Raw genomic sequence first — 16,669 nt, 5'->3', positions numbered from 1 at the left:
CTTTCACCCCTTCTGTCGACCGCTTTTCAGCTTACATCTTCACTTCGTCGAGCAGCGTCTTCTTGCCGCTCTTGTAGTTGTACAGCGAGATCACGCCGTGCTGCAGGTCGCCCTTCGAGTCGAAGGTCGTCGTGCCGATCACGCCCGTGTAGTTCGTCGCCGGCATCGCGGACAGGATCTTCGCCGGATCCGTCGAGTTCGAGCGCTTCATCGCGTCGACGACGATGTACACCGCGTCATACGTGAACGGCGCGTAGATCTGGATCGGCTGGCCGAAGCGCTTCTCGTACTTCGCCTTGAACGCGCCGCCGCCCGGCATCTTCTCGAGCGATGCACCGGCTTCCGAGCACACGATGTTGTCGGTCGCGTCGCCGGCCAGGTCGGCCAGCTTCTCCGTGCACACGCCGTCGCCCGCGAAGATCTTCGCGCGCAGGCCGAGCTGCTTCGCCTGTTTCGCGAACGGGCCGCCGGTGGCGTCCATGCCGCCGTACATGATCGCGTCCGGATTCTCGCCCTTGATCTTGGTCAGAATCGCGCGGAAGTCGACCGCCTTGTCGTTGGTCGCGTCGTGCGACAGCACCTTCAGGCCGAGCGCCTTTGCCTTCTTTTCGAATTCGTTCGCGAGGCCCTGGCCGTATGCGGTCGAATCGTCGACCACCGCGACGCTCTTGATGCCCTTCGAGTGCGCGTAGTTCGCGAGTGCCGGGCCTTGCTGCGCATCGGTCGCCACCACGCGATACGTGGTCTTGAAGCCTTGCTGCGTGTAAGCCGGGTTGGTCGCCGACGGCGAGATCTGCACGATGCCCGCATCGCTGTAGATCTTCGAGGCCGGGATCGACGTACCCGAGTTCAGGTGGCCGATGACGGCGACGACCTTGTCGTCGACGAGCTTCTGCGCAACCTGCGTGGCCTGGCGCGGGTCGGCCGCGTCATCCTGCGCATCGAGTTGCAGCGTGATTTTCTGGCCGCCGATCGTGAGACCCTTGGCGTTGACCTCCTCGACTGCGAGACGCGCACCGTTTTCGTTGTCCTTGCCCAGGTGTGCAATGCCGCCCGTCAACGGCGCGACGTGGCCGATCTTGACGACTTGATCGGCGGCTGCGTTGCCTGCAGCTGCAGCGCACAGCATCGCAGCTGCGGTGATCGGCAACAGCTTTTGCATCTTGATATTCATGTAAGTCTCCAGTTTCGGTCCCAATAAACGCCATCGCCCGGTGCCCCGCTGCCATCCCTGTGTTTGCATCACTGGACGATTCGCCGGTTGCATCGTTCATGCACTTGGCCTCAAGCACGTGGGAAGCAGCCGCTTTTAGCAGCCGCCCACCCGTACTTGCGCGCAAGTGTAGGTGATCAAATTAATTTGTGGGACTTTTTTAGGGTAGTGGTAACACTACCGATACGGGCACTTTGGAATGACTGCTCGAATATCGCCGCGAGCCCCGCCGGATAAGGGTTTCCGCTAATTCCGGACGGCCGGATGAAAGGTTGATTTAAAGCATTCCCGTGTCATTTCGATTCGGTATTTTGTGCGCGGGATCATTGAATGAAACGCGCGTGACAACGCGCGCGTTTCGGGTTTCGATACGAACCGGTCAGGCGGCCGTTGCACGCCATTCGGCGTCGAGCGCGTCAACGAGTTGCGACGTCGTCAGCGCGGCGTCGCGCCGCCGCGCGAGCGGCGCGCCCTGCCCGGCCCACAGCGACAGGTAGTCGCCGTCGTTCGCGCGCGCGGCTGCCTGGCGCAGCGGCTGGGTCAGCGCATTCTGCACCGGATACGGCGCGGCATCGGCCACGCGTTCGCCGAGCCGCATCATCAGCGTATTGCGCAATCCGCGCGCATGGCGGCCGGTGATCGCGCGCGTGACCTGCGTCGACGTATCGGCACTCGCGAGCAGCCGCGCTTTCCAGTCCGCCGCGATCGCGCTTTCCGCACACGTCAGGAACGCGGTGCCGAGCTGCGCGCCCTGCGCGCCGAGTGCGAGCGCGGCCGCGATCCCGCGGCCATCCATGATGCCGCCCGCGGCGAGCACGGGCAGGCCGGTCGCATCGACGAGCTGCGGCACCAGCGCGAGCGTGCCGATCAGCGCGTCGTCGGCCGAGCCGATGAAGGTGCCGCGATGGCCGCCAGCTTCGGCGCCCTGCGCGGACAGCGCGTCGGCGCCGGCCGCCTGCCACGCGAGCCCTTCGGCGACGTGCGTCGCGGTACCGATTACATAGGTGCCGGCGGCCTTCAGGCGCTCGACGTCGGCCGCGTCGAGCACGCCGAACGTGAAACTCGCGACCGGCACGCGCAGCGCGACGAGCGCGTCGAGCTGCGCGCGGAAGTCGGGCGCGTAACGCGCGGGCACGGTGCCGGGCGGCAGCCCGAGCGTCGCGTTCAACGGATCGATCGCGGCGAGCGCGCGTGCGACGGTCGCCGCGTCGGGCGCGGCCTCGGGCAACACGAACAGGTTCACGGCGAACGGACGCGCGGTCGCCGCGCGAATCGCGGCGACTTCGGTCGCGAGACGGTCCGGCTCGAACGCGCCGGCGCCGAGGCTGCCGAGCGCGCCGGCATTGGATGCGGCCGCGACCATCGCGGCCGTGGTCGCGCCGACCATCGGTGCCTGCACGAGCGGCAGGCGCAGGCCGAAGCGTTCGGAAAACGGGGTGGAAAATGCACGGGCTGGCATGGCGAATCCTTCGATGACGATACGCGAAAGCGCTTTGTAAAAGCCGACATATCGACTCTATCGAAGCCGCTCACCGCCGAAAAATGAATAATCGAGATCAAAACGATCGCTGCGCGAGAAGCGCGTTCGGGACGCGGATTCGACACGCGCGCACGCCCGGCAGGCGCGCCGCTTGCGCGCGCTGCAGCGCCACAGGATTGGTGGCACACTAGGCCGCCCCTTTTTCCATCCGCGGCGCGCAGGTCGCGCGCCCGTTCGCCAGGAGTTCAAACGTGACTGCCCAATGGATCGACATCCCGACCGGTAACGACAGCTTCGGCGGCTATCTCGCGCTGCCCAAGCGCGGCAAGGGCCCCGCCGTCATCATCATCCAGGAGATCTTCGGCGTGAACACGCACATCCGCGCGGTCGCCGACCAGTACGCGGCCGACGGCTTCGTCGCGCTCGCGCCGGACGTGTTCTGGCGCACGCAGCCGCGCGTCGAGCTGACCTATGAAGGCGCCGATCGCGACAAAGGCATCGAGCTGATGAAGAAGACCGACGTCGGCCTCGCGGTCGCGGACATCGGCGCGGCCGCCGATGCGTTGCGCGCGCGCCCCGAGGTCGCCGGCAAGGTCGCCGCGATCGGCTACTGCTTCGGCGGTCAGCTCGCGTACCGCGCGGCCGCTGCTGCCAAGGTCGATGCGGCGGTCGCCTATTACGGCGGCGGCATCCAGAATGCGCTCGACCTCGCCGGCAAGGTCACGCAGCCGATCCTGTTCCACTACGCGGAGAACGACCACGGGATCCCGCTCGACGCCGTCGAGCAGGTGAAGGCCGCGTTCGCGGGCCGCCACAACGCGTCGTTCCACCTGTACCCGGGCGCCGAGCACGGCTTCAACTGCACCGACCGCGCGTCGTACAACCAGCGCGCATCGGCGCTCGCGCACGGCCGCACGCTGACGTTCCTCGCCGAGCACCTGTAAAGGCAGTCGGCAGCGGGCCCGGTGCGCCGGGCCCGCGTTATCCTCCTTTCATCGCCACAGGTCGCAACGGGGGTGACCGCGATGCACTCGGACTATCTCGCGCATGACGCGATCGGCCTCGCCGCACTCGTGCGCGAGCGCAAGGCGAGCCCGCGCGAACTGCTCGACGCCGCGATCGGCCAGGCCGAAGCGGTGAACGGCGCGATCAACGCAGTCGTGCTGCAGGACTACGATGCCGCGCGCAAGCGGACGGAGGCGGCACGCGATACCGGCACCGACGCGCCCTTCGCGGGCGTTCCGTATCTCGTCAAGGATCTCGGCGCGGCGGTCGCCGGGCTGCCGCTGTCGATGGGCAGCCGCCACTATCGCTACTTCATCCCCGCCGACGACTCACCGGTGATCGCGCGCAGTCGCGCGGCGGGGCTCAACGTGTTCGGCAAGACCAACACGTCGGAAATCGGCCAGATGCCGTACACCGAACCCGAACTGTTCGGCGCGTGCCGCAATCCGTGGAACCTCGATCACACACCCGGCGGCTCGAGCGGCGGTGCGGCCGCAGCCGTCGCGGCCGGCATCGTGCCGCTCGCGCATGCGTCGGACGGCGGTGGCTCGATCCGGATTCCGGCGTCGTGTTGCGGGCTGTTCGGCCTGAAGCCGAGCCGCAATCCGGTACTGGTCGACCTGCCGTCGAACGGCGAGCTGGTCGTCCAGCATGCGGTTTCGCGCAGCGTGCGCGACAGCGCGCTGCTGCTCGACGTGACGACCGGCCAGACGCTGCCGCCCGGCGCGCCCGGCACCTTTCTGGGCGAGCTCGACACGCCGCCCGGCCCGCTGCGGATCGGCCTCATCGTCGACCCGATGCTCGCGCCGGCGCTCGCCGACGACGTACGCGCGGCGCTCGACGATGCGGCCGCGCTCGTCGAATCGCTCGGCCATCACGTCGAACCGGCGACGCTGCACATCGACTACGCGCGCGCGGCCGAAACCTTTCTCACGCTGTGGGCGACGATCGCCGAGGAGATGGTGCTCGGCGCGCGCGCGCTGACCGGGCGCACGCCGATGCGCGCGGAGTTCGAGCCGGCGACGTGGGCGATGGCCGTCGTCGGCAGGCGCGTCGCCCGCGCGCGCCTGCCGGACGTGCTCGAATGGCAGCGCCAACTCACCGTGCAGGTCGCGGGCCTCGTGTCGCGGTACGACGCGATCCTGTGCGCGACGCTCGCGGGGCCGCCGGTCAAGATCGGCGAGCTGCAGCCGACGCCGCTCGAAGCCGCGCAGATGAAGCTGCTCGGCGCGCTGCCGGTGAAGCCGCTGCTGCGCGAAATGCTCGCGAAGGCGTCGGAGAAGGCGTTCGCATGGGCCGGCTGCACCGAGTTGTTCAACCTGACGGGCCAGCCGGCGATGTCGGTGCCGCTCTGGTGGAACGCGCGCGGGCTGCCGATCGGCGTGCAGTTCGTCGCGCGCCACGCCGACGATGCGTTGCTGCTGAAACTCGCGCGCCAGCTCGAACAGGCGCGGCCGTGGTTCGACCGGCGCCCGCCGCTGATGCAGGCGCAGCGCTGACGCCGGCGCCATCGGCCGGCCGCGAAAAAAAGCCCCGCCGGTTTTGCCGGCGGGGCTTTTACGCATGCAACCGCGTGATGACGCTTACATGGAGAGCCGTTCGCAGATCGTCCGCGTCGCGGTCGCCGCGTTCAGCGTGTAGAAGTGCAGGCCCGGCACGCCCGCATCGATCAGGCGCTGGCACAGGCTCGTGACGACGTCCGCGCCGAACGCGCGGATCGCCTCGCGATCGTCGCCGAAGCTTTCGAGCCGGCGCGCGACCCAGCGCGGCACTTCCGCGCCGCACATTTCCGAGAAGCGCATCAGCTGCGAGAAGTTCGTGATCGGCATGATGCCCGGCACGATCGGCACGTCCACACCCAGCTTGCGCGCATCGTCGACGAAGCGGAAATACGCGTCGGCGTTGAAGAAGTACTGCGTGATCGCGGAATTCGCACCGGCTTTCACCTTGCGCGCGAAGTTCTCGAGATCGGCCTTCGGCGAACGCGATTGCGGGTGGTATTCCGGATAGCCGGCGACTTCGATGTGGAACCAGTCGCCATGCTCGGCGCGGATGAAGCTGACGAGCTCGGACGCATAGCGCAGCTCGCCGACCTCGCCCATCCCCGACGGCAGGTCGCCGCGTAGCGCGACGATATGCCGGATGCCGTGCGAGCGGTACTGGTCGAGGATCGCGCGCAGGTTGTCGCGCGACGAGCCGATGCACGACAGGTGCGGCGCGGCCTCGAGGCCGTCCTTCTGCATGTCGAGCACGGTGTCGAGCGTGCCTTGCTGCGTCGAGCCGCCGGCGCCGAACGTCACGGAGACGAATTTCGGCTTCAGCGGCAGCAGCTGTGCACGCGTCGCGCGCAGCTTCTCGACGCCGTCCGCCGTCTTGGGCGGGAAGAATTCAAACGAGAGTTCGATCGGTTTCATGATTCGCAAGAGTGGGCCCGGCCGTCAGCCGATGTCGCGCTGCCCGAAGATCAGCGCGGACAGCAGCCACGACACGATGCTGTACAGGATCGAACCGAAGAACGCCGACCAGAAACCCGACACCTCGAAACCCTTCAGCAGCGACGACGCGAACCAGAAGCACAGCGCGTTCACGACGAGGATGAACACCCCGAGCGTGACGATCGTGACCGGCAGCGTCAGCAGGATCAGCACCGGACGGATCACCGTGTTGATCAGGCCAAGCACGACCGCGATGATCAGCGCGGTGCCGAAGCTCTTGATGTGAATCGACGGCACGAGGTACGTGATGATCAGCAGCGCGAGGGCGTTGATGACCCAGGTGAGGATGACGCTCATGGAGGGCTCCGGTTCGGTTGTCGATCTGTACGGTCGATGCGTTCGGTAACCGCCGCCGGCCGCCACGCATGCCCGCGGGCACGACGCGACGGCCGGCGATCCGGCACCGTGCCGCCGACCCGCGCACGCCCGATGCGGGGCACGCGCGGCACGGCGGCGGCGGCGCATCAATAGCGGTAGTGGTTCGGCTTGAACGGGCCGTCCTTCTGCACGCCGATGTACGAAGCCTGCTCGTCCGACAGCACGGACAGGTTCGCGCCGATGCGCGCGAGGTGCAGGCGCGCGACCTTTTCATCGAGATGCTTCGGCAGCACGTACACCTTGTTCTCGTACTCGCCGCCGCGCACGAACAGCTCGATCTGCGCGAGCGTCTGGTTCGCGAACGAGTTCGACATCACGAACGACGGGTGGCCGGTCGCGCAGCCGAGGTTCACGAGGCGGCCTTCGGCCAGCAGGATCACGCGCTTGCCGTCCGGGAAGATGATGTGGTCGACCTGCGGCTTGATGTTTTCCCACTGGTACTGGCGGGTCGACGCGACGTCGATTTCCGAGTCGAAGTGGCCGATGTTGCAGACGATCGCGTTGTGGCGCATCGCCTTCATGTGATCGTGGTTGATCACGTGATAGTTGCCGGTCGCCGTCACGAAGATGTCGGCCTTGTCGGCCGCATATTCCATCGTCACGACGCGGTAGCCTTCCATCGCCGCCTGCAGCGCGCAGATCGGATCGATTTCGGTGACCCACACGGTCGCGCCGAGGCCGCGCAGCGATTGCGCGCAGCCCTTGCCCACGTCGCCGTAGCCCGCGACGACCGCGACCTTGCCCGCGATCATCACGTCGGTCGCGCGCTTGATGCCGTCGACGAGCGACTCGCGGCAGCCGTACAGGTTGTCGAACTTCGACTTGGTGACCGAGTCGTTGACGTTGAACGCCGGGAACGGCAGGCGGCCGTCTTTTTCCATCTGGTACAGGCGGTGCACGCCGGTCGTGGTTTCTTCGGTCACGCCCTTGATGTGCGCGAGGCGCGTCGAGTACCAGGTCGGGTCGGCGTCGAGGTGCTTCGCGATCGACTTGTACAGCGCGACTTCTTCCTCGTTGGTCGGCTTCGCGATCACCGAACGGTCCTTCTCCGCCTTCGAGCCGAGGATCAGCAGCAGCGTTGCATCGCCGCCGTCGTCCAGGATCATGTTCGCGAATTCGCCGTTCGGCCATTCGAAGATGCGGTGCGAGAACTCCCAGTATTCGTCGAGCGACTCGCCCTTGAACGCGAACACCGGCGTGCCGGCTTCAACGATCGCGGCAGCGGCGTGGTCCTGCGTCGAGAAGATGTTGCACGACGCCCAGCGGACATCGGCGCCGAGCGCCTTCAGCGTCTCGATCAGCACGCCGGTCTGGATCGTCATGTGCAGCGAACCTGCGATGCGCGCGCCCTTCAGCGGCTGCTGCGCCTTGTATTCGTCGCGGATCTGCACGAGGCCCGGCATTTCGGTCTCGGCGATGTTCAGTTCCTTGCGGCCCCAGCCGGCAAGCGCCATGTCGGCGACGATGTAATCCTTGGAAGCCTGGGAATCGATAATGGCGTTCATCACGCCCTCCTTTCTAAAAAAGTTCTAGAAATTGGTGACGTGAGCGCCGTTCAGGAAGCGGGGCCGGCGCGAATGTCGCCGCACGGCTGCTTGGTGAAGCTTTCCGAGCCTGGCGGACGCAGGATGGTCCGTCGCAACGCTCCTCGGAAAACGGGAGGGATTGTAGCAAATCGGCGCGGGAAATGCGCGCCACGCGCGGCGTCGGCGCGCGTGGCCGCAATGAAAGGGTCAGTTCTCCGCGCCGACCCACGCCTGTTCGCGCAACCGCGCGCGCAGGCGCGCGACGGCCTGGCTGTGCAGCTGGCACACGCGCGACTCGCTGACCTCGAGCACCGCGCCGATCTCGCGCAGGTTCAGCCCGCGCTCGTAGTACAGCGACATCAGCAGCTTCTCGCGCTCGGGCAGCCGGTCGATCGCGTCGACAAGCGCCTCGCGCAGGTGGTCGTCCAGCAGCGACGACAGCGGATCGGCATGATCGACGCGATAGCGGTCGAGGAACGGCTCGTCGTCGGCCGCGCGGTCGAAATCCTCGTAGTAGATGAGCTGGCTGCCGTGCAGGTCCTGCAGCATCCCCTGGTATTCGTCGAGCGGCATCTTCAGGTGCTGCGCGATCTCGGTCTCGCTCGCCGAGCGGCCGAGCTGCTGCTCGACCTGGTGCACCGCGGACTCGACCTCGCGCGACGTCTTGCGCAGGCTGCGCGGCAGCCAGTCGTTGCTGCGCAGCTCGTCGAGCATCGCGCCGCGGATGCGCTGGGTCGCGTAGGTCTCGAACTGCGCGCCCTGGTCTTCCTTGTAGCGGCCGGCCGCGTCCATCAGGCCGATCATGCCGGCCTGGATCAGGTCGTCGAGATCGACGCTCGCCGGCATCTTCGCGACGAGCTGCAGCCCCAGGCGCCGCACGAGCGGCGCGTATTGCGCGAGCACGTCGGCCTGGGTCATCTTTCCTTGAGCGTTGTACATCATGGCTCTCTCCTTCCGGTGGCGCTCACGCGGCGTGCGCCGCACCCGCCTCGTACGACGGCTTGCCGCCCGCATGCACGGCGCGGCCGGCGCCCAGGCCGGGGCGCATCGGCCAGTAAAGCAGGTCGGCGGCAATCTGCCGGTAATCGCGCGCGGCGGCCGACGACGGGAACGCGTCGACCACGGCATGCATCAGGTCGCGCGCATGCTCGACGAGCGGATCGGCGCTCACGCAGCCGGCGTCGGCGATCGACACCGTCAGGTAGCGGCTCGCGACGCCCGCGAGGTTGTCGAATGCGGTCCTGGCGTCGGCGTGACTGCCGACGTGATTGGTCAGCACGCGGAACTGCGCGACCGCGTGCGCGAAATGCAGGCGCTTCATGCACGCATACGCCTCGGTGATCGCCTGCGCGGCGACCCGCGTGACGATCAGCACGTCGTGCGCCTCGCGCGCGAGCGCGGAGAACGCGCCGTCGGCACCGAGCTGCGCGTCGACCAGCACGATGTCGGCCTGGCCGTCGATGAAGTCGCTCAGTTGCGTGTCGCTGTAGCCGTCGCGCGCGAGCCGCGCGGCCGCGCACAGGCCGAACCCGGCGGCGACGCGCGTGCGTTCGCCGTCGCGCAGCCAGGCGCCCGCGAGCGTCGCCGCGGCCGAATCCACATCGGCGCGCTCGTCGACGACGAGCACGTCCTTGCCGAGCGCGGTCAGCGCGGCCGCGACGTTCACGACGGTGGACGTGCAGCCGACACCCGCCGGCCCGCCCGTCACCGCGACGATGCGCGACGCGCGCCCGGCCAGCAGGCGCCGCAGCCCTTCGGCCTGGTCGATGATCCGTTTATCCAAATCGCACCTCGTGCAGCTCGGCGGTGGAACGTGCGGTCAATGCGGAAAGCAGCGTCGGCATGTCCTCGTCCTGCGGCACGAAGGGCGAGCCGTCGCGCGGCACACAGAACGCGCTTTTCAGCAGGAATTTGGTCGACGCGACGTACAGGTTCTCCGGCACCTTCTGGCCGGTCGACACGTAGTGGACCGGCAGCTTGTAGCGGATCACCGTGTCGAGCACGCCGCCCAGGTGGGTCGCCTCGTCGAGCTTGGTCAGGATGCAGCCGGCGAGATCCGGGGTAGGCCCCTGCGGATGCTCGCCCGCGCCGCGGTACGCCTGGACGACCTCGTTGAGCGTGTCGCCGTGGCTCGTCGCGTTGAGCAGCAACAGACGCTGCACCGGCGCGTTCGCGCCGTGCAGCATCGCGATCTGGTCCGACAGCGCGCGGTCGCGCTGGCTCATGCCGATCGTGTCGATCAGCACGATGTGCTTGTTGCGCAGCTCGGACAGCGCGAGCTCGAGGTCGCCCGCATCCTTCACCGCGTGCACCGGCACGCCGAGGATCTTGCCGAAGATACGCAGCTGCTCGTGGCCGCCGATCCGGTAGCTGTCGGTGGTCAGCAGCGCGACCTTGCTCGCGCCGAAGCGCATCACGCAGCGCGCGGCGAGCTTCGCGGTGGTGGTCGTCTTGCCGACACCGGTCGGCCCCATCAGCGCGAACACGCCGCCGCGCTCCATCAGCGCGTCCTCGCTCTCGAGCACCGGCAGGTTCGCCGCGAGCACCGACTGCGCCCATTCGGCAGCCTGCTCGAAGGTCTGCTCACCGTCGCCGCTCGGCAGGTTGTCGACCAGCATGCGCACCAGCTGCGCGGAGAAGCCGGCCGAGAACAGGTGCTTGGTCAGCGCGCCGTGCACCGGGCTGCGGCGCTGGCGATCGTGCCACATCAGGCTGTCGAACTGCTCTTCCATCATCCCGCGCATCGCGCCGAGCTCGTGCATCACCGTGTCGTTGACGATGCTCTCGATGCGCGCCTTCACCGCGTCGGCCACCGCGGCGGCCGCGTCGGCGGACAGGCGCGTGCGTTCGGCCGGCTTCGCGGCGCTCGTTTCGCTCTGGCGGGCTGCTGCGGCGGCGGACGGCATCCGGCGTTCGGCATCGCGCACGATGTCGCGCGCCCAGCCGGCCGGCGTCGCGGGTGCGGCGTCCTGCTGCGGGCGGGCCGGTGCTTGCGGTGCGGCCGGTGCCGCGTGCGCGCGGGCGATCAGCGCTTCGCGCTGCTGCGTCAGGCGCTTCGCGTGCTCGACGAGCCACGGCGCGGGTTCGGACGATGCCGCCGGCGTGCCGGCAGCGGGCGCCGGCGCGGCCGGCGACGGCGATGCCGCGTCCGTCGCGTGCGCGTCGGCGTCGAAGGCGGCCGGTTCCACGGCCGGCTGCGTCGCCTCGGCGCTCGCGCCGAACACCGACGAGAACACGTCCGGGAGCCCGCCCTCGCCTGCCGCATACGGATTGGCGGCCGGGCGCGCGAGCGCGGCAGCCGGGCGCGACACGATGCCCGGGACGGCTGCGGCCGGCACGGATTCCGGCGCGCGCGGCGCGAGACCGCGCACTCGGGCGGCGGCCGGCGGCGTGACCGCGGCGAGGTCCGAATCGGCGAGTGCGACGATTTCGACGCTGCCGTCATCGAGCGTGCGGTTCGACAGCACGACGGCATCGGCGCCCAGTGCCTCGCGCACGAGGCGAAGCGCGTCGCGGCTGGTCGCGCCGGTGAATTTGCGAATGTTCAAGCGGAACCCCCGATGACGTTAACGACTTTGATCGTGCGCGTGTCCGGCACTTCGGCATACGACAGCACTTTCAGTTGCGGCAGGCTGCGGCGCAGGAAACGCGCGAGCATCGCGCGCAGCGCGTGCTGCACCAGCAGCACGGGCGGCAGCCCGAGATTCTGTTGACGCAGCATCGCCTGTTGCGTGCCGGTCAGAAGGTTGTGCGCGAGGCCGGGTTCGAGGCCCGGGTTCGCGCCGGTGGCGAGCGCCTGCGACAGCACGCGCTCGAGATTCGAATCGAGGCCCATCACCTGCATCTCGCCCGAGCCCGGATACCACTGCTGCGTGATCGCGCGGCCGAGCGACAGCCGCACCGCGGCGGTGATCTCGTACGCGTCGCCGCGGCCCGCGTGTTCGGACACGGCCTCGAGGATCGTGCGCATGTCGCGGATCGGCACGCCTTCCTCGAGCAGGTTCTGCAGCACTTTCTGCAGCGTCGTCAGCGAGATCGTCTTCGGCACGAGATCCTCGACGAGCGACGGCGCATCCTTGCCGGTGCGCTCGACGAGCGCCTGCACTTCCTGGCGGCCGAGCAGTTCGGCCGCGTGCTGCACGACGAGATGGTTCAGGTGCGTCGCGACGACCGTGCTCGCATCGACCACCGTATAGCCGTACACCTGCGCCTGCTCGCGCATCGCGACGTCGATCCACACGGCCGGCAGCCCGAACGCCGGGTCCTGCGTCACGACGCCTGGCAGCGCGGCCGTCACCTGGCCCGGGTTGATCGCGAGCCACTGGCCCGGGAACACTTCGCCCACGCCGATCTCGACGCCCTTCAGCGCGATCCGGTATGCATTCGGCCGCAGCTCGAGGTTGTCGCGGATGTGGATCACCGGCGGCAGGAAGCCGATTTCCTGCGCGAATTTCTTGCGGATGCCCTTGATGCGCTTCAGCAGCTCGCCGTCGCTGTTCTTGTCGACGAGCGGAATCAGCCGGTAGCCGACTTCGAGGCCGAGCGGATCGATCAGCTGCACGTCGTCCCAGGTCGCCTCGTGGCTGTCGCCCGGCAGCGCGGCGGGTGGTGCGATATCGGTCACGTCGCCGGCCGCCACGCGGGCCGCCGCGCGGCGGATCTGCGTGCGGGCCAGCCAGATCGCGCCGCCGCCGAGCGCGAGGAACGCGAAGTGCGGCATGCCCGGGATCAGCCCCATCAGCACGATGATCGCGCCGGTGATGGTCAGCACGCGCGGGTTGGTGAACAGCTGGCCGGTGATCTGCGTGCCGATGTCCTCGTCGGTCGCGACGCGCGACACGATCACGCCGGCCGCCGTCGAGATCACGAGCGACGGGATCTGCGCGACGAGGCCGTCGCCGATCGTCAGCAGCGTGTAGTTGGTGCCGGCCGCGGCGAAGCTCATGTCATGCTGCACCATCCCGACGATCAGCCCGCCGATCACGTTGATCGCCATGATGATCAGGCCCGCGATCGCGTCGCCGCGCACGAACTTCGACGCGCCGTCCATCGACCCGTAGAACTCGGCTTCCTGCGACACGGCGAGGCGCCGCTTGCGTGCCTGTTCCTCGTTGATGAGGCCCGCGTTCAGGTCGGCATCGATCGCCATCTGCTTGCCGGGCATCGCGTCGAGCGTGAAGCGCGCGGACACTTCGGCGATCCGCCCCGCGCCCTTCGTGATCACCATGAAGTTGATGATCATCAGGATCACGAACACGACGATGCCGACCGCGAAGTTGCCGCCGACGAGGAAGTGGCCGAACGCCTCGATCACCTGGCCGGCCGCGTCGGGGCCGGTGTGGCCCTCGAGCAGCACCACGCGCGTCGACGCGACGTTCAGCGACAGCCGCAGCAGCGTCGAGAACAGCAGCACGCTCGGGAACGCCGCGAAGTCGAGCGGCTTCATCGTGTACATGCTGACGAGCAGCACCATCACCGACAGCGCGATGTTGAAGGTGAACAGCAGATCCAGCAGCAGCGGCGGCAGCGGCAGGATCATCATCCCCAGGATCATGCAGATGAGGATCGGACCCGCGAGCGCGCGCAGGTTGGTGCCCGCGAACGGGTTCGGGCGTTTGGCGAACAGGCCGGTGGTCGGGGTGCTCATGCTGCGTTCCCTTGCTTGCCGAGCGTGTCTTCGGCTTCTTCACGCTCGTCGTCGGCCGATACCGACGACCCCTTGTCGAGTTCGGCCGGCACGTCGAGATCGACCGGCGCGGCGGGGAAGGCGCCGCCTTCCGAGCGGAAGCGCCGCAACTGGTAGACCCACGCGAGCACCTCGGCGACGGCCGAGTACAGCGAGCCGGGAATCTCGCGTTCGAGTTCGACGTTGTGATACAGCGCACGCGCGAGCGGCGGCGCCTCGAGCAGCGGCACGTTGTGCTCGGCCGCGAGTTCGCGGATGCGCGCGGCGACGAGGTTCACGCCCTTCGCGACGACCTTCGGCGCGCGCATCTCGCCGTCCGTGTACTGCAGCGCGACGGCGAAGTGCGTCGGGTTCGTGACGACCACGTCGGCCTTCGGCACGGCGGCCATCATCCGGCGCCGCGCGATCGCGCGCTGCTGCTGGCGAATACGGCCCTTCACGTGCGGATCGCCTTCGTTCTCGCGATGCTCGCGCTTCACTTCTTCCTTCGTCATGCGCAACTTCTTGTTGTACTGCCAGAGTTGGTAAGGCACATCGAGCGCGGCGACCACCAGCATCCCGGCGACCGTCGTGCCGCAGCACACGGCGACCAGATGCATCGCATCGGCGAGCGCCGAGCCGAGCGGCTGGGTCGCGAGACCGAGCAGTTCGTCCTTGCTGCGCCAGATCGCGATCCCGCCGATCCCGCCGACGACGAGCGTCTTCGCGAGCGACATCCCGAGCTGGATCGGCCCCTGGATCGAGAAGATGCGGCCGAGGCCCGAGATCGGGTTCAGGCGGTCGAACTTCAGCTCGAAGGTCTTCTGCGAGATCAGCCAGCCGCCGAGCGCCATCGGCGCGAGCAGCGCGGCGAGGCCGGTGAGCGCGAGGATCGGCAGCAGCGCGGCGAAACCTTCGAGGCTCGCACTGCCGGCCGCCGACAGCATCCGGTGCGTGTCGAACGCGGTGGCGCGGTCGAACGCGAACGCGCCGCGCAGCATCGTCTGGAGGTGCGCACCCGACGGACCCGCGAGCAGCCACGCGCCGTAGAACCCGGCCGCGAGCAGCGCGAACGAAGCCAGTTCGCGCGAACGCGCGACCTGCCCTTCCTCGCGCGCCTTCTCGCGGCGCCTCGGAGTGGCGGCTTCGGTTCTGTCGAGATCGCTCTCGTCTGCCACGGGGCCTCCAGTCGGGTACGGCGAAATGCCGCTTTCCAGTGACACCGATTATTCATGCGCACGTCAAACACCGATCGGTCGAGCAAAGCCGGGAAAGGGGGGTATTTCGGGGAATCGGGCGAGCGGGTGCGGCGGGCGGTGGCGGGCAGGTGCGGCGCGCGGGGGGAGACGATGGAAACCGCGTTCGCGGGCGGGCGCGGTGAAGCGGATGAAGGGGTGAAGCGGATGAGGGGGTGAAGCGGATGACGGGGGAAGCGGGGAATCGAGGCGGCCGTGAAGCGATCCGAGCCCGCCCCACCCCGACGCGACGGCGTCGCGCGTCGGGGCGGGCGGCGCTCAGATCGCCGGAATCGGATCCGAGCCGAAACGGTTCGGGCCGTTGGTGCCGCGCGAGCACATCCATACGAGCAGCAGGATCCCGCCGACGATCGGAATGAACGCGATCAGCAGGAACCAGCCGGAGCGGCCCGTATCGTGCAGGCGTCGGACGGTGACCGCGAGGCTCGGCAGCACCAGCGCGAGCGACACGACGGCCGCGACGATCATCAGCAGCAGCGAGATTGCGCTCGCTTCGCGCCCCACCATGGTGATCACCTGGCAGAGGATCGACACGACGCTCGTGAGCAACGCGAAATACCAGTATTCCGCGCGGCGCGCGCGGCCCTCGAATTTCGCGTATTGATTGAGTGCGGAACGAACGGCTTCACTGAAATTCATCTTATTGCCCTCATGTTTTATATCTGCGACCCCGGAAACAACGCGGGCATTATAAGTTTGATTTTCTTCGCATTGCATCTCTTTTCGTGCGCCGACCGGTTCGCACGCCGGCTCTCGCAGCACTGGAGCGGCCGCGGTGGTGGCATGCCGTATCACCGATGCGCATGTCACATCATTTTTATAATCGTTATTCCCTGATAGAAACAACAGCCTGATAATCCACGACTTGATTACACCAGCATGAAACTCGTCGCGATCGATAATCGAATCGATCGTTCGGCACGCATTTACCGGCCGGCCGGGAATATCGCCGGGCGTCGCGTTCACACGTCGAAAGCGGCGCGTCCCGGCCGGTGTTCGCGCTAGCCGGCCGCCGCCTGCTCGAGCGCGCGGAGATCGAGCTTCTTCATCTGCATCACCTGCGCCATCACGCGTTCGGCGCGCGCCGGGTCGCCCGCCATCAGTTCGGGCATCTGCACGGGCACCACCTGCCACGACACGCCGAAGCGGTCGCGCAGCCAGCCGCACTGCTGCGCGCGCTCGTCGCCGCCGTCGGCCAGGGCCGCCCAGTAGCGGTCGATCTCCCGCTGGTCGCGGCAGTTGACGACGAACGACACTGCCGGCGTGAGCGGGAACGCAGGGCCGCCGTTCAGCGCGAGAAACGCCTGTCCGTCCAGCTCGAACGACACCGTCATCACCGTGCCCTCCGCCCGCCCGGACGCCTGTGCACCGGACTTGCCGTAGCGGGAGACGTGCAGGATGCGCGCGTCGTCGAACACCGACACGTAGAAGCGGGCGGCCGCCTCGGCGTCGTGGTCGAACCACAGAAACGGCGTGATGCGTTGAATACGCTGGCTCATGGCGCTGTCTCCTCGATGTCGTGCCGGCACCGGTGCCGGTCTTGTATCGTAGGCGCTGGCGCGGCGGCCCGATGCGTGACGCTCGAAGCCCGGCCGCGAACGGCGCAAAAAAAGGGGCGATCGCTCGCCCCCTTCCTGCTGCTGCCGTTCGT

At 68.0% G+C, this 16,669-nt stretch carries 14 protein-coding genes and 1 riboswitch; of the genes, 2 read left to right on the top strand and 12 right to left on the bottom strand.

The window, feature by feature from the left end; all coding sequences use genetic code 11:
- Nucleotides 1–31: 31 nt before the first annotated feature.
- Together DIE23_RS28495 and DIE23_RS28490 are read right to left on the bottom strand one after the other, a co-directional pair.
- Nucleotides 32–1,174: a branched-chain amino acid ABC transporter substrate-binding protein gene (locus DIE23_RS28495; RefSeq protein WP_124615161.1), complete on the bottom strand. Its 1,143-nt coding sequence runs from the start codon at nt 1,172–1,174 to the stop codon at nt 32–34.
- A 418-nt stretch (nt 1,175–1,592) separates the two neighbouring features.
- Nucleotides 1,593–2,672, bottom strand: coding sequence for a nitronate monooxygenase family protein (locus DIE23_RS28490; RefSeq protein WP_124615160.1), 1,080 nt, complete (start codon nt 2,670–2,672; stop codon nt 1,593–1,595).
- A gap of 272 nt (nt 2,673–2,944) precedes the next feature.
- Here DIE23_RS28490 and DIE23_RS28485 point away from each other — a divergent pair, with 272 nt between their 5' ends.
- Both DIE23_RS28485 and DIE23_RS28480 read left to right on the top strand, forming a co-directional pair.
- A complete protein-coding gene (locus DIE23_RS28485) occupies nt 2,945–3,637 on the top strand; it encodes a dienelactone hydrolase family protein (RefSeq protein ID WP_124615159.1) in 693 nt (230 codons plus the stop codon).
- An 81-nt stretch (nt 3,638–3,718) separates the two neighbouring features.
- On the top strand, nt 3,719–5,197 hold the full coding sequence (locus tag DIE23_RS28480; RefSeq protein ID WP_124615158.1) for an amidase: 1,479 nt from the start codon (nt 3,719–3,721) through the stop codon (nt 5,195–5,197).
- Between the two features lie 84 nt (nt 5,198–5,281).
- Here the strand turns inward: DIE23_RS28480 and metF are convergent, their stop codons facing one another.
- The 10 genes from metF to DIE23_RS28430 form a co-directional block, all read right to left on the bottom strand.
- Complete coding sequence (metF, locus tag DIE23_RS28475) at nt 5,282–6,112, bottom strand: methylenetetrahydrofolate reductase [NAD(P)H] (RefSeq protein WP_124615157.1); 831 nt, start codon at nt 6,110–6,112, stop codon at nt 5,282–5,284.
- A 24-nt stretch (nt 6,113–6,136) separates the two neighbouring features.
- The gene (locus DIE23_RS28470) at nt 6,137–6,490 is read right to left on the bottom strand and encodes a phage holin family protein (RefSeq protein ID WP_006477367.1); all 354 of its coding nucleotides are present in this window, start codon (nt 6,488–6,490) and stop codon (nt 6,137–6,139) included.
- A 167-nt stretch (nt 6,491–6,657) separates the two neighbouring features.
- Nucleotides 6,658–8,076 carry an adenosylhomocysteinase gene (gene ahcY / locus DIE23_RS28465; RefSeq protein WP_124615156.1) on the bottom strand — a complete coding sequence of 473 codons (1,419 nt, stop codon included), beginning with the start codon at nt 8,074–8,076 and terminating at the stop codon, nt 6,658–6,660.
- 34 nt (nt 8,077–8,110) lie between these two features.
- A riboswitch (S-adenosyl-L-homocysteine riboswitch) is annotated at nt 8,111–8,227 on the bottom strand.
- Nucleotides 8,228–8,304: 77 nt separating this feature from the next.
- Nucleotides 8,305–9,039: an RNA polymerase sigma factor FliA gene (locus DIE23_RS28460; protein WP_124615155.1), complete on the bottom strand. Its 735-nt coding sequence runs from the start codon at nt 9,037–9,039 to the stop codon at nt 8,305–8,307.
- A gap of 22 nt (nt 9,040–9,061) precedes the next feature.
- Nucleotides 9,062–9,880, bottom strand: a complete 819-nt coding sequence (locus DIE23_RS28455; RefSeq protein ID WP_124615154.1) for a MinD/ParA family protein — start codon at nt 9,878–9,880, stop codon at nt 9,062–9,064.
- Complete coding sequence (flhF, locus tag DIE23_RS28450) at nt 9,873–11,645, bottom strand: flagellar biosynthesis protein FlhF (RefSeq protein WP_124615153.1); 1,773 nt, start codon at nt 11,643–11,645, stop codon at nt 9,873–9,875. Before flhF ends, DIE23_RS28455 begins: the two co-directional genes overlap by 8 nt.
- Nucleotides 11,642–13,744 carry a flagellar biosynthesis protein FlhA gene (flhA, locus tag DIE23_RS28445; protein ID WP_124615152.1) on the bottom strand — a complete coding sequence of 701 codons (2,103 nt, stop codon included), beginning with the start codon at nt 13,742–13,744 and terminating at the stop codon, nt 11,642–11,644. The genes flhF and flhA overlap by 4 nt, the downstream gene beginning before the upstream one ends.
- Nucleotides 13,741–14,940, bottom strand: a complete 1,200-nt coding sequence (gene flhB / locus DIE23_RS28440) for a flagellar biosynthesis protein FlhB (RefSeq protein ID WP_124615151.1) — start codon at nt 14,938–14,940, stop codon at nt 13,741–13,743. The genes flhA and flhB overlap by 4 nt, the downstream gene beginning before the upstream one ends.
- Before the next feature lie 336 nt (nt 14,941–15,276).
- Complete coding sequence (locus DIE23_RS40405) at nt 15,277–15,984, bottom strand: DUF805 domain-containing protein (RefSeq protein WP_260436181.1); 708 nt, start codon at nt 15,982–15,984, stop codon at nt 15,277–15,279.
- A 35-nt stretch (nt 15,985–16,019) separates the two neighbouring features.
- Nucleotides 16,020–16,517 (bottom strand): VOC family protein, encoded by a 498-nt coding sequence (locus DIE23_RS28430; protein WP_124615150.1) that lies wholly within the window; start codon nt 16,515–16,517, stop codon nt 16,020–16,022.
- Nucleotides 16,518–16,669 lie beyond the last annotated feature (152 nt).

Source organism: Burkholderia sp. Bp9143, assembly GCF_003853645.1.
Taxonomy (GTDB): domain Bacteria; phylum Pseudomonadota; class Gammaproteobacteria; order Burkholderiales; family Burkholderiaceae; genus Burkholderia.
This window is presented reverse-complemented; position numbering and strand designations above follow the sequence as displayed.

Excerpts from the sequence above, each read along its gene's own strand:
- DIE23_RS28495 (WP_124615161.1), bottom strand. The coding sequence starts at position 1,174 with ATGAATATCAAGATGCAAAAGCTGTTGCCGATCACCGCAGCTGCGATG.
- DIE23_RS28490 (WP_124615160.1), bottom strand. The coding sequence starts at position 2,672 with ATGCCAGCCCGTGCATTTTCCACCCCGTTTTCCGAACGCTTCGGCCTG.
- DIE23_RS28480 (WP_124615158.1), top strand. The coding sequence starts at position 3,719 with ATGCACTCGGACTATCTCGCGCATGACGCGATCGGCCTCGCCGCACTC.
- metF (WP_124615157.1), bottom strand. The coding sequence starts at position 6,112 with ATGAAACCGATCGAACTCTCGTTTGAATTCTTCCCGCCCAAGACGGCG.
- DIE23_RS28470 (WP_006477367.1), bottom strand. The coding sequence starts at position 6,490 with ATGAGCGTCATCCTCACCTGGGTCATCAACGCCCTCGCGCTGCTGATC.
- ahcY (WP_124615156.1), bottom strand. The coding sequence starts at position 8,076 with ATGAACGCCATTATCGATTCCCAGGCTTCCAAGGATTACATCGTCGCC.
- DIE23_RS28460 (WP_124615155.1), bottom strand. The coding sequence starts at position 9,039 with ATGATGTACAACGCTCAAGGAAAGATGACCCAGGCCGACGTGCTCGCG.
- flhA (WP_124615152.1), bottom strand. The coding sequence starts at position 13,744 with ATGAGCACCCCGACCACCGGCCTGTTCGCCAAACGCCCGAACCCGTTC.
- DIE23_RS28430 (WP_124615150.1), bottom strand. The coding sequence starts at position 16,517 with ATGAGCCAGCGTATTCAACGCATCACGCCGTTTCTGTGGTTCGACCAC.